General features: G+C 30.4%; 25 protein-coding genes and 1 tRNA gene. 22 read left to right on the forward strand and 4 right to left on the reverse strand.

Annotated elements, in window-relative coordinates; translation table 11 throughout:
- Window positions 1-6: 6 nt before the first annotated feature.
- From tig to gmhA, 10 genes are all read left to right on the forward strand, one after another.
- Window positions 7-1,293 (forward strand): trigger factor, encoded by a 1,287-nt coding sequence (gene tig, locus FMAG_RS10335; RefSeq protein WP_005886470.1) that lies wholly within the window; start codon window positions 7-9, stop codon window positions 1,291-1,293.
- A 123-nt stretch (window positions 1,294-1,416) separates the two neighbouring features.
- Window positions 1,417-1,992 (forward strand): ATP-dependent Clp endopeptidase proteolytic subunit ClpP, encoded by a 576-nt coding sequence (clpP, locus tag FMAG_RS10340; protein WP_005886472.1) that lies wholly within the window; start codon window positions 1,417-1,419, stop codon window positions 1,990-1,992.
- Between the two features lie 14 nt (window positions 1,993-2,006).
- Window positions 2,007-3,245, forward strand: a complete 1,239-nt coding sequence (clpX, locus tag FMAG_RS10345) for an ATP-dependent Clp protease ATP-binding subunit ClpX (protein ID WP_005886473.1) — start codon at window positions 2,007-2,009, stop codon at window positions 3,243-3,245.
- Between the two features lie 15 nt (window positions 3,246-3,260).
- Window positions 3,261-5,567, forward strand: coding sequence for an endopeptidase La (lon, locus tag FMAG_RS10350; protein WP_005886474.1), 2,307 nt, complete (start codon window positions 3,261-3,263; stop codon window positions 5,565-5,567).
- A gap of 15 nt (window positions 5,568-5,582) precedes the next feature.
- A complete protein-coding gene (gene yihA / locus FMAG_RS10355; protein WP_005886475.1) occupies window positions 5,583-6,188 on the forward strand; it encodes a ribosome biogenesis GTP-binding protein YihA/YsxC in 606 nt (201 codons plus the stop codon).
- The gene (locus tag FMAG_RS10360; RefSeq protein WP_005886476.1) at window positions 6,189-8,849 is read left to right on the forward strand and encodes a valine--tRNA ligase; all 2,661 of its coding nucleotides are present in this window, start codon (window positions 6,189-6,191) and stop codon (window positions 8,847-8,849) included.
- A 29-nt stretch (window positions 8,850-8,878) separates the two neighbouring features.
- Window positions 8,879-9,193, forward strand: a complete 315-nt coding sequence (locus tag FMAG_RS10365; protein WP_005886478.1) for a hypothetical protein — start codon at window positions 8,879-8,881, stop codon at window positions 9,191-9,193.
- Window positions 9,194-9,262: 69 nt separating this feature from the next.
- On the forward strand, window positions 9,263-10,045 hold the full coding sequence (locus tag FMAG_RS10370) for a Cof-type HAD-IIB family hydrolase (RefSeq protein ID WP_005886479.1): 783 nt from the start codon (window positions 9,263-9,265) through the stop codon (window positions 10,043-10,045).
- 135 nt (window positions 10,046-10,180) lie between these two features.
- Entirely contained in the window at window positions 10,181-11,053 is an 873-nt protein-coding gene (locus FMAG_RS10375; protein ID WP_005886480.1) for a LysR family transcriptional regulator, read from the forward strand.
- A gap of 9 nt (window positions 11,054-11,062) precedes the next feature.
- Window positions 11,063-11,638, forward strand: a complete 576-nt coding sequence (gene gmhA, locus FMAG_RS10380) for a D-sedoheptulose 7-phosphate isomerase (protein WP_005886481.1) — start codon at window positions 11,063-11,065, stop codon at window positions 11,636-11,638.
- A 27-nt stretch (window positions 11,639-11,665) separates the two neighbouring features.
- Here the strand turns inward: gmhA and galE are convergent, their stop codons facing one another.
- From galE to FMAG_RS10395, 3 genes are all read right to left on the reverse strand, one after another.
- Window positions 11,666-12,643: a UDP-glucose 4-epimerase GalE gene (gene galE / locus FMAG_RS10385; RefSeq protein ID WP_005886482.1), complete on the reverse strand. Its 978-nt coding sequence runs from the start codon at window positions 12,641-12,643 to the stop codon at window positions 11,666-11,668.
- Window positions 12,644-12,689: 46 nt separating this feature from the next.
- Window positions 12,690-13,352: a hypothetical protein gene (locus tag FMAG_RS10390; RefSeq protein ID WP_005886484.1), complete on the reverse strand. Its 663-nt coding sequence runs from the start codon at window positions 13,350-13,352 to the stop codon at window positions 12,690-12,692.
- 66 nt (window positions 13,353-13,418) lie between these two features.
- The gene (locus tag FMAG_RS10395; protein ID WP_005886486.1) at window positions 13,419-13,790 is read right to left on the reverse strand and encodes a hypothetical protein; all 372 of its coding nucleotides are present in this window, start codon (window positions 13,788-13,790) and stop codon (window positions 13,419-13,421) included.
- Window positions 13,791-13,963: 173 nt separating this feature from the next.
- On the opposite strand from FMAG_RS10395, the gene recA reads away from it, so the two are divergent.
- The 9 genes from recA (at window position 13,964) to FMAG_RS10440 (ending at window position 22,017) form a co-directional block, all read left to right on the forward strand.
- A complete protein-coding gene (gene recA, locus FMAG_RS10400; RefSeq protein ID WP_005886488.1) occupies window positions 13,964-15,067 on the forward strand; it encodes a recombinase RecA in 1,104 nt (367 codons plus the stop codon).
- 181 nt (window positions 15,068-15,248) lie between these two features.
- Window positions 15,249-16,394: an N-acetylglucosamine-6-phosphate deacetylase gene (nagA, locus tag FMAG_RS10405; RefSeq protein ID WP_005886491.1), complete on the forward strand. Its 1,146-nt coding sequence runs from the start codon at window positions 15,249-15,251 to the stop codon at window positions 16,392-16,394.
- Window positions 16,395-16,450: 56 nt separating this feature from the next.
- Window positions 16,451-16,539: transfer RNA gene (locus tag FMAG_RS10410), tRNA-Leu, on the forward strand.
- A 63-nt stretch (window positions 16,540-16,602) separates the two neighbouring features.
- Entirely contained in the window at window positions 16,603-17,589 is a 987-nt protein-coding gene (bioB, locus tag FMAG_RS10415; RefSeq protein WP_005886493.1) for a biotin synthase BioB, read from the forward strand.
- Entirely contained in the window at window positions 17,576-18,262 is a 687-nt protein-coding gene (gene bioD / locus FMAG_RS10420) for a dethiobiotin synthase (RefSeq protein WP_005886495.1), read from the forward strand. Before bioB ends, bioD begins: the two co-directional genes overlap by 14 nt.
- Entirely contained in the window at window positions 18,263-19,633 is a 1,371-nt protein-coding gene (gene bioA / locus FMAG_RS10425; RefSeq protein WP_005886497.1) for an adenosylmethionine--8-amino-7-oxononanoate transaminase, read from the forward strand.
- A gap of 20 nt (window positions 19,634-19,653) precedes the next feature.
- Complete coding sequence (locus FMAG_RS10430; RefSeq protein ID WP_005886500.1) at window positions 19,654-20,772, forward strand: aminotransferase class I/II-fold pyridoxal phosphate-dependent enzyme; 1,119 nt, start codon at window positions 19,654-19,656, stop codon at window positions 20,770-20,772.
- Window positions 20,750-21,358, forward strand: coding sequence for a pimeloyl-ACP methyl esterase BioG family protein (locus FMAG_RS10435; protein ID WP_005886502.1), 609 nt, complete (start codon window positions 20,750-20,752; stop codon window positions 21,356-21,358). The genes FMAG_RS10430 and FMAG_RS10435 overlap by 23 nt, the downstream gene beginning before the upstream one ends.
- Window positions 21,355-22,017, forward strand: a complete 663-nt coding sequence (locus tag FMAG_RS10440) for a methyltransferase domain-containing protein (RefSeq protein WP_005886504.1) — start codon at window positions 21,355-21,357, stop codon at window positions 22,015-22,017. Before FMAG_RS10435 ends, FMAG_RS10440 begins: the two co-directional genes overlap by 4 nt.
- Window positions 22,018-22,083: 66 nt before the next feature.
- On the opposite strand, the gene FMAG_RS10445 is transcribed toward FMAG_RS10440, so the two are convergent.
- On the reverse strand, window positions 22,084-23,202 hold the full coding sequence (locus FMAG_RS10445) for a replication initiation protein (RefSeq protein ID WP_005886506.1): 1,119 nt from the start codon (window positions 23,200-23,202) through the stop codon (window positions 22,084-22,086).
- Window positions 23,203-23,442: 240 nt separating this feature from the next.
- Between FMAG_RS10445 and FMAG_RS10450 the strand changes: the two genes are divergently transcribed.
- Genes FMAG_RS10450 through FMAG_RS10460 form a run of 3 tightly spaced genes read left to right on the forward strand, consistent with a single transcriptional unit; the run spans window position 23,443 to window position 26,048 of the window.
- Window positions 23,443-23,757 carry a PTS lactose/cellobiose transporter subunit IIA gene (locus FMAG_RS10450; RefSeq protein ID WP_005886508.1) on the forward strand — a complete coding sequence of 105 codons (315 nt, stop codon included), beginning with the start codon at window positions 23,443-23,445 and terminating at the stop codon, window positions 23,755-23,757.
- Window positions 23,758-23,776: 19 nt separating this feature from the next.
- On the forward strand, window positions 23,777-24,739 hold the full coding sequence (locus FMAG_RS10455) for a N(4)-(beta-N-acetylglucosaminyl)-L-asparaginase (protein ID WP_005886509.1): 963 nt from the start codon (window positions 23,777-23,779) through the stop codon (window positions 24,737-24,739).
- A 22-nt stretch (window positions 24,740-24,761) separates the two neighbouring features.
- Entirely contained in the window at window positions 24,762-26,048 is a 1,287-nt protein-coding gene (locus FMAG_RS10460; protein ID WP_005886511.1) for a PTS sugar transporter subunit IIC, read from the forward strand.
- Window positions 26,049-26,053: the final 5 nt, after the last annotated feature.

Genomic DNA, 26,053 nt, shown 5'->3' on the forward strand with positions numbered 1-26,053 from the left:
GGAAAAATGAAACACGAATTAAAAAAAGTTGCAAACTCTGCAGTTGAGATAAAAATTTGTCTTACTGCTGAAGAAGTAAAACCTGTAAAAGATGAGGTTTTAAAAGAATTAGCTAAGAAGGTAGAAGTACCAGGATTTAGAAAAGGGCATGTACCTGTAAGTACAGTAGAAGCTCAATTCAAAGATGCTGTAAAAGAAGAAGTAACTGATAAAGTGTTACACAAATATTACGAAGAAGTAATTAAAGCAGAAAATATCATGCCTATTAGCTATATCAATAATGTAAAAGCTAATTTAGGAGAAGAATTTGATGTTACATTTACTGTAGATGTATATCCAGAAGTAACATTAGGAGAGTACAAAGGATTAGAAGTTGAAAAAGAAACTTTTGAAATGACTCCAGAAAAATTAGATGCTGAAATTACAATGATGGTAAACAGCAAATCTAAATTAGAAGAAACAGAAGCTGGATACAAAGCTCAAATGGGAGATACAGTAGATTTAGCTTTTGAAGGATTTGTTGATGGTGTAGCTTTCGAAGGTGGAAAAACTGATTCTCACGTTTTAAAATTAGGTTCTAAAATGTTTATAGATACTTTTGAAGAGCAATTAGTAGGATATGAAGCTGGACAAGAAGGAGAAGTAAATGTAACTTTCCCTGCTGAGTATCATGCAGCTAATTTAGCTGGAAAACCTGCTGTATTTAAAGTAAAAGTAAACAGCATTAAAAAATTAGTAACTCCTGAATTAAACGATGAGTTAGCAAAAGAGTTTGGATTCGAAAATGTTGAAGATATGAAAGCTAAAACAGAAGAAAGAATCAAAGCTAGAGAAGAAGATAGAGTAAAAAATCAGTACATTGGAAAATTATTAGATAAAGTTTCTTCAACAAGTACTGTAGAAGTACCTGTATCTATGATAGCTAATGAGGTAAGAGCTAGAATAGCTGAAATGGAACAACAATTAGCTGCTCAAGGAATAGGATTTGACATGTATATGCAAATGACTGGAATGAACAGAGCTAAATTAGAAGCTCAAATAGCTCCAATGGCAGCTGCAAAAGTAAAAGCTGATTTAATACTTGAAGCAATAGCAAAAGCTGAAGGAATAGAAGTTTCTGAAGATGAAATAAAAGAAAAAATGACTGAAATAGCTAAAATGTATGGAATGGATTTAGCTAAATTAGAAGAAGAGTTAAACAAGCACAAAAACTATGATAACTTCAAAATGACAGTTCAAGGTGAATGTTTAATGCAAAAAGCTATTGATGTAATAGTAAATAATGCAAAATAATAATTATAAAGTATAGGAAGCAGACCTCTGCTTCCTATACCATTAAAATAATATTGTGTTTTTTAAATAAATAATTGAAAAGTATGAAGGGGATTTTTGAATTATTTATTTAAGGAGGTAGATATGTATAATCCAACTGTTATAGAAAATAATGGTAGGTCAGAAAGAGCCTACGATATATATTCAAGATTATTAAAAGATAGAATAATATTTTTAGGTACAGAGATAGATGACAATGTTGCCAATGCAATAGTAGCTCAACTTTTATTTTTAGAGGCAGAAGACCCAGAAAAAGATATAATAATGTACATAAATAGTCCTGGAGGAGTAGTAACTGCAGGAATGGCTATATATGATACTATGAATTATATCAAACCAGATGTACAAACAGTATGTATAGGACAAGCTGCTAGTATGGGAGCTCTTCTTTTATCAGCTGGAGCAAAGGGAAAAAGATTTGCTTTAGAGCACTCTAGAATAATGATACATCAACCATTAGGTGGAGCTAGAGGACAAGCTACTGATATAGAGATACAAGCTAAAGAGATTTTAAGAATGAAAGAGATGTTATCTCAAATTTTAGCGAATGTAAGTGGAAAATCTGTTGAAGAGATTTTAAGAGATACAGAGAGAGATAATTATATGTCAGCTCAAGAAGCTGTTGAATATGGTTTAATTGACCAAGTATTTAAAAAGTAGAAAGGAGAAAAGAGATGAGTAAAAGAGCTAGATGTTCTTTCTGCGGAAGTAGTGAAAATGAGGTTTCAAAACTATTTAGTGGAATAGATGGAGCACTTATATGTGATAGATGTATAGAGAGTTGCTATGATATATTAGAGTTATCAAAGGAGCATATAAAATCTGCTTTACCTGCTGAATTATCAGAAGAAACTTTACTTACACCAAAAGAGATAAAAGAAAAATTAGATGAGTATGTAATAGGGCAAGATGAAACTAAAAAAATTCTTGCAGTTGCTGTGTATAATCATTATAAAAGAATTTTGGATAATGCAGAGAGAACAGATGAGAATGCAGTAGAATTACAAAAATCAAATGTTTTATTAATAGGGCCTACTGGGTCTGGAAAAACTCTTCTTGCTCAGACTTTAGCAAGAAGTTTAAAAGTTCCTTTTGCAATAGCTGATGCGACAACATTAACTGAAGCTGGTTATGTAGGAGATGACGTAGAGAATGTACTAGTAAGACTTTTACAAGCAGCGGATTATGATGTTGAGGCAGCAGAGAAGGGAATAATCTACATAGATGAGATAGATAAAATTGCTAGAAAATCAGAAAATGTTTCTATAACAAGAGATGTATCTGGTGAAGGAGTTCAACAAGCTTTATTAAAAATAATAGAGGGAACTAAATCACAAGTTCCTCCTCAAGGTGGAAGAAAGCACCCTAACCAAGAGCTTATAGAGATAGATACAAGCAATATCCTATTTATAGTAGGTGGAGCATTTGAAGGACTTGAAAAAGTTATCAAATCTAGAACAAATAAAAAAGTAATAGGATTTGGAGCAGAGATATCTAAAGAGAAAGAGGAAAGAGTAGGAGAGGTATTTGCTAAAGTTTTACCAGAGGATTTAGTAAGACAAGGGATTATACCTGAGCTTGTAGGAAGATTACCTATAATAACTACACTTCAAGATTTAGATGAAGAAGCTTTAATTAAAATTTTAACAGAGCCAAAAAATGCAATTGTAAAACAATATAAAAAACTGTTTGATATAGAGGGAGTAGAGTTAGAATTTACTCCAGAAGCATTGAAAAAAATAGCTAAGCTTGCTTTAGAAAGAAGAATAGGTGCTAGAGGACTTAGAGCTATAATAGAGCAAACTATGTTAGAATTAATGTATGAAGTACCTTCTGATGAGAGTATTCACAAAGTAGTGATAGGAGAGGAAGCTGTTCTTGATTCAAGTAAAGCTATTATAGAAAAAGAATAGATGGAGGGACAACTAATGAGTAAAACATTCTTTTTACCTACTAGGGATTTAATTATATTCCCAGGGATAGTAACCCCTCTTTATGTAGGTAGATTAAAAAGTATAAATACTTTAGAGGCAGCAGTTAGTACAAAGGGAAAGCTTGTATTAGGAATGCAAATAGATGCTTCTAAAGAGGAACCAAATTTAGAAAAGGATATACATAAAATTGGTGTTGTGGCAAATATTTTACAAATAGTAAAGATGCCAAATAATAATATTAAAGTTCTAGTAGAAGCTGAGGATAGAGTAGAGATAGAATCAGCAGAAGTAGAAGATGAGATGTATAAAGCTGAGTATAAAGTATTGAAATGTACAAACGGAAGTACTAAAGAAGCTGAAGCTGTATATAGAAAAGTTTTAGGAGTATTTGAAAAATATGTAGGACTTACTGGAAGAGTTTCTTCAGAGCTTTTAGTAAATCTTAAAGGGATAAAAAATGTTAACAATGCTTTAGATGTTGTTTCAGCAAATCTTCCTTTAAAGAGTGATAAGAAGCAAGAGTTATTAGAAGTTTTAGATGTAACAGAGAGAGGATTAAAAATTCTTGAACTTTTAACTACTGAAATGGAAATAGCTTCACTAGAGAAAAAAATAGATGATAAAGTAAAATCAAAAATGAACGAAGCTCAAAAAAATTATTTTATCAAAGAGAAGATAAATGCTATGAAAGAAGAGCTTGGAGATTATTCTCAAGATGATGATATGCTTGAGCTTGTAGAGAAGATAAAAAAGACAAAACTTCCTAAAGAAGTAAGAGCAAAAATAGATAGTGAGATGAAAAAATTATCTAAGATGCCACCTTTTTCTGCTGAAGCAACTGTTTCAAGAAACTATATTGAAACTGTAATAGAGTTACCTTGGGAAAAAACTACAAAGGATATAGTTGACTTGAAGAAAGCTAGTGAAGTTTTAGAAAGAGACCACTATGGATTAAAAGATGCTAAGAGCAAAGTTTTAGATTTCTTAGCTGTTAAGAAATTAAATCCAAATATGAAAGGAAGTATCCTTTGTCTTGCTGGACCTCCTGGAATAGGAAAAACATCTCTTGTAAAATCAATAGCTGATGCTATGGGAAGAAAATTTGTAAGAGTATCACTTGGAGGAGTGAGAGACGAGGCTGAAATTAGAGGACATAGAAGAACTTATATAGGTTCTATGCCAGGAAAACTAATAAAGGCTATGAAAGAAGCAGGAACTAAAAATCCAGTTATCTTACTTGATGAGATAGATAAGATGTCTAATGATTACAAAGGAGACCCAGCTTCAGCTATGCTTGAGGTATTAGACCCAGAGCAAAACAGCCATTTTGAAGACCACTATGTAGATATGCCTTTTGATTTGTCAAAGGTATTCTTCGTGGCAACAGCAAATGATTTAAGAACTATATCTGCTCCTTTAAGAGATAGAATGGAGATAGTAAATATCTCTTCTTACACAGAGTTTGAAAAATTACATATAGCTAAAAAATATTTAATAAAACAAGCTAAAGAGGAGAACGGACTTAAAGATATTGAACTTTCTCTATCTGACAATGTAATTTTAAAAATTATAGATGAGTACACTAGAGAAGCAGGAGTTAGAAATTTAAAAAGAGAGATAATAACTCTATGTAGAAAAGTAGCTAGAGAAGTTGTAGAAGAGAAAAAGAAAAAAATAGTTATCAAAACAAATACTCTTGAAAAATATCTAGGAAAACCTAAGTTTAGACCAGAGAAACAAAAAGAGAAAGCACCAAAACTTGGAGTAGTAAACGGACTTGCTTGGACAGCAGTAGGAGGAGTTACTCTTGAGGTACAAGGAGTGGCTATTCCAGGAAAAGGAGAGATATCTTTAACAGGTTCTCTAGGAAATGTTATGAAAGAGTCAGCACAAGTAGCTTATACTTTTGTAAAGGCTAATATAGATAAATATAAACCTCTTCAAGAGGATTTCTTTGAGAAAAAAGCTATACACTTACACTTCCCAGAAGGGGCTACACCAAAAGATGGGCCATCTGCTGGTATAACTATAACTTCTGCAATAATATCTGTACTTACTGGTAGAAAAATAAGACAAGATATAGCTATGACAGGAGAGATAAGTATTACAGGAGAAGTTTTAGCTATTGGTGGAGTAAAGGAAAAGGTTATAGGAGCTCACAGAGCTGGTATTAGAGAGGTAATATTACCAGAAGATAATAGAATTGATAAAGATGAAATTCCAGCAGAGATAGCAAAAGAGATGAAGATACATTTTGCTACTACTTACGAAGATGTAGAGAAGCTAGTTTTTGCTGAATAGTGAGAGTGATAAATTATGAAGATAAAACAAGCTGAATTTGTAAAATCTGCAGTATATGAGAAAGATTATCCAATGGAGTTAAAAAATATAGAATTCGCCTTTGTAGGACGTTCTAATGTTGGAAAATCTTCTCTTATAAATAGTATTACTGGAAGAAAAAAATTAGCAAAGACAAGTAAAACTCCAGGGAGAACACAGCTTATAAACTACTTTAAAGTAAATAATGAGTTTTATATAGTGGATTTACCAGGATATGGATTTGCTAAAGTACCCAAAGAGATGAAAGCTGAATGGGGAAAAACAATGGAAAGATATGTAGCAAGTGCAAGAAAAAAACTTGTATTTGTACTATTAGATATAAGAAGAATACCTAGTGAAGAGGATATGGAGATGCTTGTATGGTTAGATCATCATGACATACCATTCAAAATAATCTTTACTAAAATGGATAAGGTATCAAATAATGAGAAATTTAAATGCTTAAAGGATATAAAAAAGAAAGTGGAATTTCACAATGATGATGTGTTTTTCCACTCATCACTTAATGATACAGGAAAAGAAGATATTTTAAACTATATAGAATCTCTTTTAATAAAAGAAGAGAAGATAGAGGAGGAGTAAATGGAAGAGTTAAATAAGACATATTCCCCTAGGGAAATAGAGTCTAAATGGTACAAGATATGGGAAGATTCTAAATATTTTGCTGGTAAAATGGAAGAAGGAAAAGAGAGCTATTCAATAGTTATACCTCCTCCAAATGTAACAGGAATACTTCATATGGGACATATACTAGATAACTCTATACAAGATACATTAGTAAGATATAAGAGAATGTGTGGACTAAATACTCTTTGGGTACCTGGATGTGACCATGCTGGTATAGCTACTCAAAATAAAGTTGAGAGAATGTTAGCTGAGCAAGGAATAAAGAAAGAGGATTTAGGAAGAGAAAAATTCTTAGAAGAGACTTGGAAATGGAAAGAAAAATATGGTGGAATAATAACTAACCAACTTAGAAAGATAGGAGCTTCTCTTGACTGGGATAGAGAGAGATTTACTATGGATGAAGGACTTTCTAAAGCTGTTAGAAAGATATTTGTTGACCTATACAATGATGGATTAATCTATCAAGGAGAGTATATGGTAAACTGGTGTCCTAGATGTGGAACAGCTCTAGCTGATGATGAGGTAGACCATGCTGAAAAAGATGGAAATCTATGGCACTTAAAATATCCAGTAAAAGATTCAGATGAGTATATTATAATAGCTACATCAAGACCAGAAACTATGCTTGCTGACGTAGCTGTAGCTGTACATCCTGAAGATGAAAGATATAAACACTTAGTTGGTAAAAAATTAATACTTCCATTAGTAGGAAGAGAGATTCCTGTAATAGCTGATGAATATGTTGAAATGGAATTTGGAACAGGAGCTTTAAAAATAACTCCAGCACATGACCCTAATGACTTTAACTTAGGTAAAAAATATGATTTACCTATTATAAATATGCTTACTCCAGAGGGAAATGTAGTAGACGATTATCCTAAATATGCTGGAATGGATAGATTTGAAGCTAGAAAAGCAATAGTTAAAGAGTTAGAAGAGAGTGGAGTACTTGTAAAAGTAGAAAGTTTAAAGCATAATGTAGGACATTGCTATAGATGTTCAACTGTTGTTGAGCCAAGAGTTTCTAAACAATGGTTTGTAAAAATGGAACCACTTGCTAAAAAAGCTCTTGAAGTGGTAAGAAATGGGGAAATAAAAATAATTCCTAAGAGAATGGAAAAAATTTATTTCAACTGGCTAGAAAATATAAGAGATTGGTGTATCTCTAGACAATTATGGTGGGGACATAGAATACCAGCTTGGTATGGACCAGATAACCATATGTTTGTAGCTATGACAGAAGAGGAAGCATATGCTCAAGCAAAAGCTCACTATGGAAAAGATGTAGAGTTAGTACAAGAGGAAGATGTACTAGATACTTGGTTTTCCTCTGCATTATGGCCTTTCTCAACTATGGGTTGGCCAGAAAAAACTAAAGAATTAGAAACTTTCTATCCAACTTCAACACTAGTTACAGGAGCAGATATCATATTCTTCTGGGTAGCTAGAATGATAATGTTTGGATTATATGAAATGAAAGAGATACCTTTTAAAAATGTATTCTTCCATGGAATCGTAAGAGATGAGCTAGGAAGAAAGATGTCAAAATCTCTTGGAAACTCTCCAGACCCATTAAATTTAATTGAAGAGTATGGAGCAGATGCTATAAGATTCTCTATGCTTTATAACACTTCTCAAGGACAAGATGTTTATTTCTCTGAAAAACTTTTAGAAATGGGAAGAAACTTTGCTAACAAAATTTGGAACGTGGCTAGATTTGTTATCATGAACTTAGAAGGGTTTGATGTAAAATCTGTAAATAAAGATGAGTTAAAATTTGAACTTGTGGATGAGTGGATATTCTCAAGATTAAATGAAACTACTAAAGAGGTACATGATTGTCTTGATAAATTCCTACTTGATGATGCCGCTAAAGCTGTATATGAATTTTTAAGAGGAGATTTCTGTGACTGGTATGTAGAGCTTGCAAAAGTAAGATTATACAATAATGAAGAGTCTGGAAAAGAATCTAAAACAACAGCTCAATATGTATTATGGACAGTATTAGAAGCAGGATTAAAACTTTTACATCCATTTATGCCATTTATAACTGAAGAGATTTGGCAAAAGATAAAGGTAGAGGGAGAGACTATAATGTTATCTCAATTCCCAGTTGTGGATGAAGCTCAAATTAATCCAGAAGTAGTAAACTCTTTCAAATATATTCAAGGGGTAATCTCTTCTCTAAGAAATATTAAAGCTGAAATGGGAATATCTCCTGCTAAAGAAGTAAAAGTAGTTATAAAAACTTCTGATGAAAATGAGTTAAAAACTTTAGAAGATAACTATCTATTTATTACTAAGTTAGCTAAGATAGAAGAGATGACTTATGGTAAGGATGTAACTAAGCCAGAGCAAAGTGGATTTAGAGTAACTGGAAATTCAGAAGTATATATGATACTTACAGGGCTTTTAAATGTAGAAGCTGAGATTAAAAAGATAACTGAGCAAATAGAAAAAGTTCAAAAGGATTTAGATAAAGTAAATGCTAAATTGGCTGATGAAAGATTTACTTCTAAAGCTCCAGCTCATATCTTAGAAAGAGAAAAAAGAATTCAAAAAGAGTATCAAGATAAAATGGATAAATTAACTGAAAACTTAAAGAATTTTCAATAATACATTTAGAATTTAGGGAGATGAAGTAGATGAACTTAGAAGAAAAGATATTTAGAGCAGTGCTTGACTTTGAGGCTAAGGGAGATATTTACGAAGAGAAAGAAAAAGTTATACTTGGTTGTATGGCTAATGGTAGTGAAGTAGAGATGGTTAAGAAAAATCTTACTACTTTGGAGCTTATGGATATTTTAAAAGAGTATTCAAGAGAAGAGATAAACGAGGCTATAAGACGTTTAACAGAAAAGGACTTTGTAAAATCAAGAAAGGTAGCAGAAACTACTGGAACATATTTCTATGAAATTTTAAATTCTCAATGTGATTTAGAAGAGTTTTTAGAAGGATAAAAAGACAAAGAGGGCTGTTGCATTAGAATTTGCAACAGCCTAAATTTTTGAAATAATATGGGAGGGTATATGATAAAAGCTGTATTTTTTGATGTAGATGGAACTTTAGTAAGTTTTAAAACTCATCAGGTGCCTCAATCTACATTAGAAGCTATAAAAGAGCTACAAGCTAAAGGAATAAAAGTATTTGTAGCTACAGGAAGACATCCATCAATATTAAGTGAAGGAAACAATGTACATGAGATAGATTTTGATGGTTTTGTAACTTTAAATGGGCAATATTGTTTTACTAAGGATAGAGAAATTATATATGAAAATAATATCTGTAAAGAGGATATAGTATCCTTATTAGAATTTATGAAGGAGAATAAATTTCCTTGTGCTTTTGTAGAGGATAAAGATACATATATAAATTATATAGATGATGTAGTAGAAAACCTTTTAAAAAGTGTAAATGTTCCATTACCTCCAGTAGAAAATATTGAAAGAGCTATAAATGGAAAGGTATTTCAATTAAATCCATATGTAAATGTAGAATTTCAAGAAAAATTAATGAAAGTATTACCAAATTGTGAAGCTACTAGGTGGAGTCCAGCATTTATAGATGTAATACCAGCTGGTGGAGGAAAACATGTAGCTATTGAAAAAATAATGGAGTATTATGGTTATAAAAAAGATGAGATAATGGCTTTTGGTGATGGTGGAAATGATAAGACAATGCTTATGACAGCAGGTATAGGTGTTGCTATGGGAAATGCCAATGAAGATGTAAAAGAGATAGCTAATTATGTAACTACTTCAGTAGATGAGAATGGAGTATTAAATGCTCTAAAATATTTTAATATAATATAAGAGATTAATAAAAAAAATAAAAAAATATTAGAAAAAGTAAAGAAATTATTATACTTTATAAGAAATTTATGATAGAATATGTGATATAATCTCATTGATTATATATATAATTTTAAAGTTGGGGAGTTGGTAGCTTTGGATTTACATTACTTAAAAATATTTTATGAAGTAGCTAAGGAAAAAAGTTTTACAAAAGCTGCTAGTAAATTATATATAAACCAATCAGCAGTATCAATTCAGGTAAAAAAATTTGAAGAGATACTAAATGCCAAACTTTTTGATAGAAGTTCAAAAAAAATAAAGCTTACTTACACTGGAGAAGCTCTATATAAAATGGCAGAGGATATTTTTGATAAAGTAAAAAGAGCAGAAAAAGAGATATCAAGAATCATAGATTTAGATAGAGCAAAAATTTCAATAGGAGCAACTTCTGTAATAGGAGAACCTCTTATTCCAAGATTGATGAAGGGATTTTCAAAAGCTCATGAAGAGATAGAGTATGAACTTACAATTGGAGATAAAGGTTGGTTATTAAAACTTTTAAAAGAGGGAGATTTAGATATCTTAATTATTGATGAAGAGCATATTAATGACCCTAACTTAGAAGTAATAACTATTGAAAAAATGCCATATGTCTTAGTTAGTACAAAAGAGTATCATAGTATGGAAAGTGTGGCAAAAGATCCGCTTATAACTAGAAGAAATATTCCTAATAATAATGAGGCAATAGCTGCTATTGAGGATAAATATAGAGTTACTTTTAGTAGTAAGATAAATGTAAATGGAAGCCTAGAAGTAATAAAAGGTATGGTTAGAGAAGAGATTGGAAATGTAATTTTACCTTATTATTCTGTTCATAAAGAGATTGAAAAGGGAGAGTTTAAGGTAATATATAAGGTTAATGATGTAAAAGATGGATATCAAGCTGTAATTACAAAAGATAAGAAGAGTTTAATTCAAATAATAAAATTTATTAACTTTATACAAGACTATAAAATTCAATACTAGGAGGTGTTTATGAATTTATTGGAATCGTATAAAATAGAACTTGCTCTTTTAGAAAATTTTATAAAAGAGGAAGAGGAGAGAAGGGAAACAGAAAAAGTAGCAAAAGAGTTGGCTGATGTTTTTACAAAGGGAAATAAAGTTTTGATTTGTGGAAACGGTGGAAGTAATTGTGATGCTCTACATTTTGCTGAGGAGTTTACAGGAAGATTTAGAGGAGATAGAAAGGCATTACCTGCTATAGCTATTTCAGATTCATCACATATAACTTGTGTAGGAAATGACTATGGATTTGACTATATTTTTTCTAGAGGAGTAGAAGCCTATGGAAAAGAGGGAGATATGTTTTTTGGTATCTCTACAAGTGGAAACTCACCAAATGTTATAAAGGCAGTAGAAGCTGCTAAAAAACTTGGAATGAAAACTTGTGTTCTATTAGGTAAAGATGGTGGAAAACTTAAGGGAATGTGTGACTATGAGTTTATAATTCCAGGAAAGACTTCAGATAGAATTCAAGAGATACATATGATGATACTTCATATTATAATTGAAGGTGTAGAGAGAATAATGTTCCCAGAGAACTATTAAAAATGGAGGCTTAGCCTCCATTTTATATTACTTATTTCTTAAATTCCATTCCCAAGCAGTTCTAATAATATCTTTTACGTCAGTATAAACTGGTTTCCAATTAAGTTCAGCTACAGCTTTTTTACTAGAAGCTATAACACAAGGAGGATCTCCAGCTCTTCTACCGGTTATTTCAGCTGGAATATCTATTTTAGTAACTTCTTTAGCAGCATTTAACATTTCAAGTACAGAAAAACCATTTCCATTTCCTAAGTTATAGATATTACTTTTATTTTCAGCTAATTTATTTAGTGAAAGTATATGAGCTCTTACTAAGTCTACTACATGAATATAATCTCTTATACCAGTTCCATCTTTAGTGTCAAAATCATTTCCATAGATAGATAATTTTGGAATATCTCCTTTGGCAGCTTTTAAAATAAGAGGGATAAGAGCAGTGATTCCTTCTCCTTTTTGTCCTATATTATGTTTTTCATGAGCTCCCCCTACATTGAAATACCTAAAAATAGAATAATTTAATCCATAAGCTTTAGCACAATCCATAATTATTTTTTCAGACATAAGTTTACTCATACCATATGGATTAATTGGGAGAGTAGAGTGAGTTTCTTCTACAGGTTCAGGCTCTTTTACATCTCCATAAACAGCAGCAGTAGAAGAGAACACAATATTTTTAACTCCATGTTTTCTCATAGATTCAATAAGACACATTACTGTATAAGTATTATTAAAATAATATTTATTTGGCTCAACTACACTTTCTGGAACCTTTATATAACCAGCAAAATGCATAACAGCATCTATTTTATTTTCATTAAATATTTTATCCATAATATTACTGTCTTGAACATTTCCTTGATAAAATTTGGCTCTTTTATCAACTAACTCTATAAATCCATTTTCTAATGAATCAATTACTACAACGTTATATCCAGAATCTAAAAGTTCAGCTACAGCATGACTTCCTATATATCCAGCTCCACCAGTAACTAATATATTTTTCATCTATTTACCTCCATAAATTTGATTATAATTATTATATCATAAAATATCAATGTTTTTGAATATATCTTCTAGGAGATAGTATTTCTATTGAAATAGGAATTTTTTTGTGGAAGAATTTTATAAAAACACCATTTAATAAAAACATAAAAAGAGTTCCAAAACCTATTCCAGTGAAATCAAATCCATTATAGATACCAAAAGCTAGTGCTAAAATAAGAGGAACACCTAAATATACAAGATTAGCTTTCTTCATATCAGGAATTAAAAATTCATTGACTGTTTGCAAAAATTGGTCAAAAGGATTCATTGCAATATTTAATCTTAGATATACAGATATGCCTGCTGAAAGAACAGTATCACCAATAAGAAAAATAATAATTCTAAGAAAAATATTTTCTAAAGTAAACCAATCAAAAAGGTTAAGGAAAAAATCTAAAAATCTTCCAAAAATATATGCTACAAAAAAAGAACCACAAAGTTTCAGAAAGTTAAATTTTTTACTAATTATAATAATTGGAATATATATTAGAAAATTTAAAATAATAGTACAAACTCCAATCTGTAAATGAGAGGATTTTGCTATTCCCATACTAGCAGCAATCCAAGGACCACTTCCCATATTACTTTTAATCAATAAAAAATTTCCAAATGAGTTGACTAAAATAGAAAAAATCCATAAAAAATATTTTTTTAAATAATTAAAATACATATCTCTCTCCCTAAGTATATAAAATATAAAAAAGAATGGACTAAGCCATTCCTTTTAGAAAAACAATTAATATTCTCCTTCATGTAGAAGCATATCTTTTCCAATCTCTCTTTCTAGAACTAATGTTATTTCGATTTTATCAGAAGTATTAGTCATTTTTCTAATATCATCTGCTATTTGAGTAGCAATTTTATCATAAGATGCTTTATCAAACTTACTCCAACCACCATCTCCAGAGAAAGCTTCCACTTCCATATTAACATAAATTTTATTGTTAAAAGAACCTACATCGATATCATCAATATCTAATTTATTCTTACCATCAGTTAGTTCTACATATTTTAATTGAAGCTTATCCTCTACATAATCATAAGGATTGTTGTCTGCAAAAGATAGAGCAGAAATAATAAATAAGCTGATTATCAATAATTTTTTCATAATATATCCCCCCATTTAGCAAAGTCTTAATTAATACAAGTATAATATATTTTTTTATAAAAGTCAATTATAACAACTTATCTATATTTATAGAAAAGTATATTTACAAAATAACAATAAAGTGATATACTATTTATAAATATAGATATATCATAAATAAAGGAAGTGGTAATATGGCTGCAAAGAAAGAGGAAGTTTCAAAAGAAAAAGCATTAGAACAAGCTATTGGAAAAATATCTAAAGAGTTTGGAGAAGGTTCTATAATGAAATTAGGAAATAATCTAAATATGGAGATAGAGGTTATTCCTACTGGAAGTATTAATATAGATATGGCATTAGGAGTAGGTGGAGTTCCTAAGGGAAGAATAATAGAAGTATATGGAGCTGAAAGTTCAGGGAAAACTACAATAGCTCTTCATATAGCAGCTCAAGCACAAAAAAATAAGGGAGTAGTAGCTTATATAGATGCTGAGCATGCTCTTGATCCAGAATATGCAAAAGCTTTAGGTGTAGATGTAGATGAACTTTTAATTTCTCAGCCAGACTATGGAGAACAGGCTCTTGAGATAGCTGACCTTTTAGTGCGTTCAGGAGCAGTTGATTTAATAGTAGTAGACTCAGTAGCAGCCTTAGTACCAAAAGCTGAAATAGATGGGGAGATGTCTGATCAACAGATGGGATTACAAGCGAGGCTTATGTCAAAGGCTCTTAGAAAACTTACAGGAAGTTTAAATAAATCTAAAACTACAATGATATTTATAAATCAGATTAGAGATAAAATAGGAGGCTTTGGTTTTGGACCTCAAACTACTACAACTGGAGGTAAAGCTTTGAAGTTTTATGCTTCTGTGAGAATGGAAGTAAAAAGAATAGGAAGTGTAAAACAGGGAGATGATGTAATAGGGAATGAAACAACAGTAAAGATAACTAAAAATAAAGTAGCACCTCCATTTAAAGAAGCTAGTTTTCAAATAATGTATGGAAAAGGAATTACAAGAGTTGGGGAGATTTTTGAGTTAGCTATAGATAATGATGTAGTTTCTAAATCTGGAACTTGGTTTAGTTTTGGGGACATAAGATTAGGACAAGGAAAAGAGAATGTAAAAAATAGATTAGAAGTAGAAAAAGAACTTTTTGCTCAAATAGAGGAGAAAGTTTTAGAAATTTTAAAGAGTGGAAAGCAAGTAAAAAAAGCGAAGAAAGTAGAACTTGAGGATAACTTAGAAATTGAAAAAGAAAATTTTGAAGAGATAAAAGAAGATATAGTAGAAGAATAAAGATAGAAGGAAGATTTTATGAAAAGAAAAAAGATAAAGTATGGAAAATATGTTCCTGATGAAAACTCTCTATGGAAAAGAATAAAAAATATATTGAGAAAATTTCAAAAATGTAATAAAATATTATAAAGAAGAATAAAATTTGATTTTTTATTTCAAAATAATTTAGGGAGGGGATCTAATGGAAAGAATAGTTTTAAAAAATGCTAAAATAGTTTTACCAGATAGAATAATCAATGGAGTAATTGTATTAAATGATGGAAAAATAAAAAAAATCTATGAAAGTACAATGATTAGTGAAAAAGATGGAATTGACCTTCAAGGAAAATATGTTGTACCTGGATTTATAGATGTACATATTCATGGAGCTGGTGGAGCAGATGCTATGGATAATACAGAAGAGGCTCTTAGAACTATTTCAAAATATATAGTAAAGCATGGAACAACTAATTTCTTAGCTACAACACTTACAAGTTCTAAAGAGACTTTAAAAGAGGTATTAGAAAAAATAGGAAAATTACAAAATGAAGATATAGAAGGAGCAACTATATTTGGAGCACATATGGAGGGGCCATATTTTGATGTTCAATATAAGGGAGCTCAAAACGATAAATATATAACACCTGCTGGAGTTAAAGAGATAGAAGAGTATTTAAGTGTTAAACCTGGATTAGTAAAATTATTCTCTATGGCTGCTAAAGGTGAAGGAGCATTAGAATCTATAAAATATTTAAAAGAAAATGGAGTAGTAGTTTCAGTGGGACACTCTGGAATATCTTTTGAAGAAGTACAAAGTGCTGTGAAAGCTGGAATAAGTCATGCAACTCATACATTCAATGGAATGAAAGGATTTACACATAGAGAACCAGGGGTAGCTGGAGCTGTAATGGTAAATGATAATATTAACGCAGAGATAATTTTTGATAAAATTCATGTTCATCCAGAAGCTGTAAGATTATTAATAAAAGCTAAAGGAGTAGATAAAGTAGTTTGTATAACAGATGCTATGTGTGCTACTGGATTACCTGCTGGAAACTATAAACTTGGAGAGTTAGATGTATATGTAAAAGATGGACAAGCTAGACTTGTGAGCAATGACTCTCTTGCTGGAAGTGTACTTACTTTAGATAAGGCATTTAAGCATGTAATAGAGTTAGGATATAGTATTTTTGATGCTGTAAAAATGACAAGTACAAATGCAGCAAAAGAATTTGGATTGAATGCTGGTATTTTACAAGAGGGAAAAGATGCTGACATAGTAGTATTAAATCCAGATTATTCAGTTGATATGACAATAGTAAAAGGAAATATAAAATATCAAGCATAATAGTATTGACAAAATAAAAAAAATGTAGTAGAATAATTTTGTTGTGAGAGCAACTTGCCTGGATGGCGGAACAGGTAGACGCACAGGACTTAAAATCCTGTGGTATTTAGTTACCGTGCCGGTTCGATTCCGGCTCTAGGCACCACTTTTGAGACTAAGCACATCTGAAAGGGTGTGCTTTTTTTTATTAAAAAATCAAGGAGGTAATATGAAAGAGTTTATAAAAAAATTAAAAGATAAGGTTTTGAATAGAGAGAAAATTGAATATGATGATGCAATAAAGCTATCTTCAATATCAATAGATGATAATGAAGTATTAGAGGAGTTATGTAATTCAGCTAATGAGATAAGAGAAAAATTTTGTGGAAATATTTTTGACTTATGTACAATAACTAATGCTAAGTCTGGAAAGTGTAGTGAAGATTGTAAATATTGTGCTCAGTCAGCTCATTTTAAAACAGGAGCAGAGGTATATCCACTAATATCTAAAGAAAAAGCTTTAGATGAAGCTAAAAAAGTAGAAGTTGAGGGGGCTAATAGATACTCTTTAGTAACAAGTGGAAGAGGTCTTAATGGAGAGAGTGAAGAGAGTGACAGATTAGCAGAAATCTATAGTTATTTACAAAAAAATACAAATCTTTCTCTTTGTGCTTCTCATGGAATATCAGATAAGAAAGCTTTAGAAAAACTTTTTAAAGCTGGAGTAAAGACTTATCATCATAATTTAGAAAGTTCAAGAGAGTTTTATGGCACTATATGTACTACTCATACTTATGATGAGAGAATAAAAACTATAAAACTAGCTCAAGAAGTAGGATTACAAGTATGTAGTGGTGGAATATGGGGGCTTGGAGAAAGTGAAGAGGATAGAATAAAAATGGCTTTTGAGCTACAAAAGTTAGGAGTATTCTCTATACCTATTAATATTTTAATGCCAATACCTGGGACACCTTTAGAAAATAATAAACCATTAGAGCCAAGAGAGATTCTAAAAATGATAGCTATATATAGATTTATTTTACCAGAGGCATATTTAAGATACGCTGGTGGAAGAATAAAGCTTGGAGAATTACAAGAAAAAGGAATAAAGTCTGGAATTAATTCTGCTCTTACAGGAAACTTTTTAACAACTACTGGAACTACTATAGAGAGCGATAAGGCTATGGTAAGGAGAAATGGATATGAAATTAAATAAGGGATTTTTTGTAATAGGAACAGATACAGGAATAGGAAAAACTTATGTGAGCTCACTACTATACAAAGGAATAAAAGATAGAGATGGGGGATACTATAAGCCAGTACAGAGTGGTTGTACAAGAAAAAATGGAAAATTAGTAGCACCAGATGTAGATTTTGTATGTTCTATGGCAGAAGTAGAGTATGATGACAAGATGGTAACTTATACTTTAGAAGCAGAAGTATCTCCACATTTAGCTAGTGAATTAGAGAACACAGAGATAGATATAGAAAATATAATGAAAGATTGGGAAAATTTAAAAGAAAGATATAAATATATGGTAGTAGAGGGAGCTGGAGGACTATATGTTCCTCTTATTAGAGATAAATTCTATATCTTTGATTTGATAAAAAAAATGGAATTACCTGTAATATTAGTATGTAGTAGTAGAGTAGGAGCTATTAATCACTCTATGCTTACAATAGAGATGTTGAAAAAGCTAGAAATAGAGATACAAGGATTGGTTTTTAATAAGGTAACTAATGACTTTGAAAGAGATTATTTTGAAAAGGATAATATAGATATAGTTTTAAAACTAAGTGGAATAAAAAATAGTCTAATTATAAGAGAGGGAGAAAGAACTATACCAGAGAAAGAGTTAGAAAAATTTTTAGGAATAGAGGTAAAATAGATGAGTAAATTAAGTAGCTTACAAGAAAAAGATTTAAAATATATCTTTCACCCATGTTCACAGATGAAAGATTATGAGAAATTACCACCAATGATTATAAAAAAAGCTGAAGGATTATATTTAGAAGATGAGTTTGGAAATAGATATATGGATTGTGTAGGAAGCTGGTGGGTAAATCTTTTTGGGCACTGTAATCCTAGAATCAATAGAGTAATAAAGGAGCAAATAGATAAATTAGAGCATGTACTATTTGTTAATTTTTCCCATGAAGCAGCGATAGAGTTAGCTGAAGAGTTAATAAAGGTAGTACCAAAAGGGATAGAAAAATTTCTTTTTGCTGATAATGGTTCATCTAGTATAGAGATGGCTTTGAAACTTAGTTTTCAATATCATCAACAAAGTGGAAATCCTAAAAGAACAAAATTTATATCTCTAAGTAATGCTTACCATGGAGAAACAGTAGGAGCACTAGGAGTAGGAGATGTAGATATATTTACTAAAACATATAGACCTCTTATAAAAGAGGGATTAAAAGCTGATAAACCAGAGTGCTTTAGATGTCCATATGGAAAGAATTATTCTACTTGTGAAGCTCAGTGCTTTGAAAGAATGGAAAAATTAATAGAGGAAAATAGAGATGAGATAGCTGCTGTAATAATAGAGCCAGTAGTACAAGGAGCAGCAGGAATGAAAATCTATTCTCCCATATATATAAAAAAATTGAGAGAGATTACTAAAAAATATGGTATCCATTTAATAGCAGATGAGATAGCTGTTGGATTTGGTAGAACAGGAAAGATGTTTGCTATGGAGCACGCTGGAGTGATTCCAGATATTATGTGTATGTCTAAGGGACTTACAGCTGGCTATTATCCAATGGCAATAATAGGAATCACTCAAGAGATATATGATAGCTTTTATGCTGACTATCTTGAAGGAAAATCTTTTCTACACTCTCACACATATTCTGGAAACCCAATAGGATGTAGAATAGCTCTAGAGGTATTGAGAATATTTAGAGAGGAAAATATCTTAGAGATGATAGAAGAAAAGGGAGAGTATCTTAGAAAAAAAGCTCAAGAGGTATTTGAAGGACATCCATACATAGGAGAGTATAGACAGATAGGAATGATAGGAGCTCTTGAGTTTGTAAAAGATAGAGATAGTAAAGAGCTCTTTCCAAGTGAAGAGAGAGCAGGTTATGAAATCTACAAGATAGCTTTAAAAAAAGGAGCACTACTTAGACCATTAGGAAATGTAATCTATTTTATGCCACCATATATAATTACAAAAGAAGAGATAGATAAGATGTTAGAGATTTGTAAAGAGTCTATAGATGAGTATATAGGCAGAAGAAATAAAGATAAATAAAAAATTTTCAGGGGAGACTTATGAAAAAAGAGAAAATATTAGAGGAATTAGAAAGATTACAGGAGATAAAAAATTATAGAGTATTGAGAGAGCAGGATGAAAAACTTTTAAATCTATCATCTAATGATTATTTAGGAATAGCCAATGATGTAACTCTTAAAGAGGAGTTTTATAAAGAGTATAGACCTAAACTTTCTTCAAGCTCATCAAGACTTATAGATGGTTCATATAGTGAGATAATGGAGCTTGAAAAAAGAGCAGAGGAGATATATGGTAAACCTTGTATAATGTTTAATTCTGGTTTTGATGCTAATTCATCTCTTATAGAAACTTTTTGTGATAAAAATACTTTAATACTTACAGATAGATTGAATCACGCCAGTATCTATGATGGAATAGTCAATAGTGGAGCTGAATTTTTAAGGTATAAGCATTTGGATATGTTGGGATTAGAGAAACTTTTACAAAAATATTCAGATAGATATGAAGATATTTTAGTTATCTCTGAAAGCGTTTATAGTATGGATGGAGATGTAGCTGATATTGAAAAATTAGTGGAATTAAAAAGAAAATATAATTTTTCTTTAATGTTAGATGAGGCTCATTCCTATGGAGTTTATGGTTATGGTATAGCTTACAATTTAAATCTTGTCAGTGAGATAGATTTTTTGGTAATTCCCCTTGGAAAAGGTGGAGGTTCTGTGGGAGCTATGGTAATTTGTGAGGGATATCTTAAAAACTATATAATAAACAAAAGCAGAAAGTTTATATTTTCAACTGCACTACCTCCAGTAAATAGTTCTTGGAATCTTTTTATTCTAGGTAAAATGGAAGAGTTTGATGAGAGAAGAGTGAAACTAGAACTTTTAAAAAATCATACTTTAAAATTATTAAAAGAAAGAGGAATAGAGACTACATCTACTACTCATATAATAAGTATAATTATAGGAGATAACGAAAGAATTGGAAAGATAGGCCAAAATATGAAAGAGAGAGGTTATCTTCTATATCCGGTGAAGGAGCCAACAGTACCTAAGGGAACAGCAAGGTTTAGAATAGGATTAAATCCATATATTACTTATGAAGAGATAGAAAAATTTGTAGAGGAGTTAAAGTATGAGATTGATACTATTTTTTAATGGTTGGGGAATGGATAGCAGTGTAGTAGAGAAAGTGGAGTTGCCAAAAGATACAGAGATAAAAGTCATAAATTTTCCATATAAATTAGATAATTTAGAGGAGTACTTTACTAAATATGAGGATGTATTTTTAGTAGGTTGGTCCTTTGGAAGTTATTATCTAACTAAATGGGTGCTAGTAAATAGAGGAATTAAAAATTTTTCAAAGGTTAAAAAGATAGTTGCTATCAATGGGAATGGAGAGATAATAGGTAAATTTGGAATAACACCAAAGATTTTTGAGTTTACTCTTTCCACATTAACTCCAGAGTCTTTAATCAAATTTTATAAAAATATGGAGATAAGTGAAGAGTTTCAAAATCCTAAAAAAGAGTTTAAAGAGATATTAGAGGAATTGGAATACTTTAAAAATGGTTATACAGCTCTTGAAAATATTTTTACTGAGATAATAATAGGAATAAGAGATAAAATTGTTCCTGCCTCAAGGCAAAAAAAATATTGTGAAGAGAGTGGAATAAAATACAGAGAATTAGATATGGGGCACTATCCCTTTGAGTTTATAAAAGCTTGGAGTGAAGTAATATGAATTTTGAAAAAAAGTTTGATACATATGATGAGAATGCTCATATTCAAAAATCAGTAGCAGATACTCTAGTGGAGTTTTTAGATGAGATGGGAGTATCTAAAGAGAGAGAAGTTTTTGAGATAGGATGTGGAACAGGGCTTTTTAGTAAGAGGTTTATAAAAAAGTTTTCTCCTAAGAAAATTATATTAAATGATATATATGATGTTGAAAAATATTTAAAAAATGTAAGATATGATGAGTTTATATTGGGAGATATAGAGGAGATAGATATACCTAAGATAGATACAACAGTTTCTAGCTCTGTTTTCCAATGGTTGAAAAATTTTTCAAAGAGTATAGAAAAAATAGCACACTCTACAAATGAGTTGGGATTTTCAATGTATATAGATGGAAATTTAGAAGAGATAAAGGAGCATTTTGGAATATCTTTAAAGTACCTTACACTGGATAATGTTATTGAAATATTAACTAGCCTTTTTTCTAAAGTAAAATGGAAAGAGGAAACTATAGAGTTGGAGTTTTCTTCATCAATAGAAGCTCTAAGACATCTAAAAAATACAGGAGTTACAGGATTTGAAAAGAGCTCTATAAGTAAGGTTAGAAATTATGAGAGCAAGAGCTTAACATATAGAGTTGGATATTTTTATTGTAAAAAATAAAAGTTGCAGGTTATTAAAAATTCAAGAATGACTTTTACCTTTGATGAAAGACATTCTTGAATTTTTTTATTTATTTATAAAAAAATTAATCTCAGACTCAGAATCTTTGTTATATTGAACTTTGATAGTAAGATTTTTATCTGTCAATAGTAAAGTACCTTGATCTTTTAAGGTATATAACTTTACTAAAAACATATAGGTAGATAATTGAGAAAGATTATTTTTATGAAGGTAATGTAAAATTTCTGAGTGTAATTCAAATAAATTTTTAAAAGATTTCTTTAATGTATAATCTGGTTTTCTTTCAATAGATTTTTCAGTAAGTAGTTTTTTTAAATTTTCTTCAATGTTATCATTGAAATTTTTTAAAACATAATCAACTTTACTTTTAATAAACTCCTCTCCATATTCAGCAAGATTTTTTCTTAAAAGAGAGTAGATTTCAGAGAAGTTTTTTATATTGTTTCCAAGTTTTAGCATTAAATTATCAATAATTAAAGAGGTATCATTATTTTTTTTAAAATCAGGATATCCTTTTTTAATAATATTGATACCTAAAATCTTTGCACTTTTATGTTCACCATTTTTTATCTTTTGGTATTCAAGATCAAGTCCACCATTTTTTTTAATATCTTCTAAAATAGGTAGTAATAAATTTTTTTCAATATCATAAAATCTTTGGTAAGTTTCTCCTATTTCAAGAATCTCTCTCAATTTTTCTAATGGAATATATATAATCTCCTCTTTAGAGTTATAAATAAACTGATACAATCTATAGGAGAATTTTTCTTCTAAAAATAGTATGTTTCTAAGCCCTAATTTATCAAAAAAAGAACCATTCTTAAAAGAGCTTGTAATTTCATCTGAAAAAACTAGATATATGATATTATTATTGATATAGTAAGATTGAATAATACTTATACAAGTAAAATAATTAGTTTCCTTTGATGAAATTATAATATTTTTATTTATTAAATTGTTGAGAAATTTTATAACCTCTTCCTTATCATTTAAAGAGTAGATTTGAAAAAATTTTAATAGAGGAATATGGTTATATTTTTGTAAATTAATGTGGCGAAATAGTTCTTTATCTTTTTTCGTTAAATGTTTTGTAAAATCTATCTTAATATCTCTTCCTAATAATTCAAAATTGAATAGCGAAATTTTATCATTTGTTTCAGCCATAATTGTCCTCCAAAAAATTTTTTAGAATTTTTGAATATTTTAAAAAAAAAAATAAAACGAAAATATAGTTATTTTTTTTCGTTATATATGGTAAGTTTACCATTTATTTAGTAAAAAATCAAGAATTTAAAAAATACAAATAAAGTTTTTAACGAAAAAAGTTCAAAAAATGTTGAATTTGACTTTTTATAATATATAATATATGATAAAAATGTAAAAATAAATTTTCTGGAGGTAATGATGAGTTTAACAATTGAAGAAATAGCTATGACAATAGTAGGAAATGCTGGAGAAGCAAGAAGTTTAGCTTTTGAAGCTCTAAAGGAAGCTAAAGAGGGAAATTATGAAAAAGCTAAAAAGTATTTAGAACAATCTAAAGAGAGAAGCTTGGCAGCTCATGAAATGCAAACAGAATTAATATGTAATGAGGCAGATGGAAACGGAATAGAGATGAATTTATTAATGGTACACGCTCAAGACCATCTAATGACTTCTATACTAGCAAGAGAATTAATAGAAGAGATGATTACTCTATACAAAAAATTAGATAAATAACTTCTAGGAGGAATGATAAATGAAAAGAGAATGGGGTATGATAGCTACTTGGAGGATGGCAGGAGATGCTATAAAACTAGGGGCTGAAATATTAAATGAAAAAGGAAAATGTCAAGATGCTGTAGAAAAAGCAATTATGCAAGTAGAGGATTATCCATTTTATAAATCAGTAGGTTATGGAGGACTTCCAAATGAAGATTGTGAAGTTGAGTTAGATGCAGCTTTTATGGATGGAAAAACTCTTTCTATTGGTGCTGTTGCTGGAATAAGAGATTATAAAAATCCTGTTTCTATTGCTAGGAAATTAAGTGAAGATAAATTTAATATATTTTTAGTGGGAGCAGGTGCAGAAGCTTATGCACATAAAAATGGTTTTGTTAGGCAAAATATGTTAACAGAGAGAGCTAAAAAAACTTGGGAGAAAAGAAAAAAGGAGATCTATGAAAAAAATCTTTCTCCATATGATGGACATGATACTGTATGTATGATAGCTCTAGATAAAGAGAGTGATATGGCAGCGGCAACTTCTACAAGTGGATTATTTATGAAGAAAAGAGGTAGAGTAGGAGATTCACCTGTTTCTGGATCAGGTTTCTATGTAAATAATGATATTGGTGGAGCAGCAGCTACAGGACTTGGAGAAGATATTATGAAGGGATGTCTATCTTATGAAGTAGTACAAAGAATGAAAAAAGGAGAGCATCCACAAGAGGCGGCTCAAGGAGCAGTAATGGATTTTACTGAAGAATTAAAAAAGAGAAGGGGTCATGCTGGGGCAATTTCTATAATAGCACTAAATAATAAAGGTGAGTGGGGAATAGGAACAAATGTAGAATTTACTTTTGCAGCAGCTACTTCTGATGAAAAACCACAAGTCTACATTGCTAATCCAATTGAAGGAACTAGAAACGTAAAAATAGAGGCTATTTCTCAAGAGTATATGGAAGAGTATAAAAAAAGTATTCAAAAACCAATAGAATAATTATATAATATAGGGAGGACAAATGAATAGATTAATCAGCATATTAGAAGAAAAATTAGTACCAGTTGCTGCTTGGATTGAGCAAAATAAATATATTAATGGAATTAGAAGAGCATTTATAATGTTAATGCCACTTCTTATGATAGGGTCTTTATTTTTAATGATTCAAGCTTTTCCATTACCAGCTTATCAAAGAGGTATGGCAAGCTTACTTGGAGAAAATTGGAAAGATATATTTGATATCCCTGTAAATACTACATTCTCAATGTTGGCTGTATATATATCTTTTTTAGTAGCTCAACAACTAGCTAAACAATTTGACTTAGATAGTATAGCAGTAGGACTTTTATCAATGGCATCATTTTTAATTCTTACTCCACTAGGAAAAACAGCAGAGTTTGGAAATGTTATAACATTTGAGTGGTTAGGAAGTAAAGGAATGTTTATAGCTATGTTAATAGGTGTGGCAACAGTTATAATATTTAGATTTTTTATTCAAAAAAATATCTTAGTAAAAATGCCTGAGGGAGTTCCACCTGAAGTAATTAGATCTTTTGAAGCTCTTATTCCAGGTGCTGTAATATTAACATTAGCATTACTTTTAAGAGTGGGAATGGAGCATACATCTTTTGGAACAATTCATGATTTTGTATATAAAGTTTTAGCTGTACCATTAAAATCACTGGGAACTTCTTATATAGGTTCAATGTTTACTGTTTTAGCTATATCAGTTTTATGGTCAGTAGGTATCAATAGTGGTTCTATGGTAAATGGAATAGTAAGACCTTTCTGGTTAGAGAATCAAGTGGAAAATATAGCTGCTATGCAAGCTGGTCAACCATTACCACATGTTATAACAGAACAATTCTTTGATATGATATGGATGGGAGGAGCTGGAGCTACTCTATCATTACTACTAGCTATAATTATTTTTGCTAAGAGTAAACATATAAGAGCAGTAGGAGAGATTGGAGCTGTACCAGGACTATTTAATATTAATGAACCAGTATTATTTGGATTACCTATAATATTAAATCCTATAATGTTAATTCCTTTTAATATTATTCCATTAGTAATGGTAACTACTCAATATATAGCTATGACAATAGGAATTGTTTCTAGACCAATTGGAATAGCTTTCCCATGGCCTACTCCAGCCGTGATTAGTGGATTTTTAACAGTAGGGGATATCTCTGGTTCTATTATGCAAATAGTTAATCTGATAATAGGTGCAATGATATATCTGCCATTTTTAAGAATCTTAGATAAGGCAGCTAAGAAGGAAGAGGAAACAAATTCAGAGGAATAATTTTA

Source organism: Fusobacterium mortiferum ATCC 9817 (genome assembly GCF_000158195.2).
Classification (GTDB): domain Bacteria; phylum Fusobacteriota; class Fusobacteriia; order Fusobacteriales; family Fusobacteriaceae; genus Fusobacterium_A; species Fusobacterium_A mortiferum.